Origin of the sequence: Oceanospirillum sediminis, from assembly GCF_014164585.1 — a bacterium.
GTDB lineage: Bacteria > Pseudomonadota > Gammaproteobacteria > Pseudomonadales > Halomonadaceae > Oceanospirillum > Oceanospirillum sediminis.
In genome coordinates this window covers 1-337 of sequence record NZ_JACJFM010000269.1, presented here as the reverse complement: position 1 = coordinate 337, position 337 = coordinate 1, and the positions used below count along the sequence as shown (strand labels likewise).

The 337-nt window shown below is 35.0% G+C and carries 1 protein-coding gene; it reads left to right on the top strand.

Translation table 11 applies throughout. The features are described from left to right. Positions 1–337 (top strand): hypothetical protein (locus H4O21_RS28650; protein WP_220495896.1); only part of this gene is annotated, 337 nt, incomplete at both ends.

Genomic DNA, 337 nt, shown 5'->3' with positions numbered 1-337 from the left:
TAGCCGGAGTTTTTATATTTCTTTATTTTAAAAATGAATTTATACTTCTCGCCTTCTTAAGACTACGTAAACAAGATTTTGACGGTGCTAAGAAATGGTTGGATAAAATTAAAAATCCAGAGGCAGCATTAGTAAAAAAGCAACAAGGCTACTACAGTTATCTTCACGGGATAATGACAATGCAGGATAATATGAACGAGTCTGAAAAGCATTTCAAGAAAGCAATTGCTTTAGGTTTATCTATGAAGCACGATTTAGCTATGGCTAAATTGAACCTAGCTGGTATTGCTTTTTCAAAGCGCAGAAAACGTGAGGCTCAACAACTACTTACTGAAGC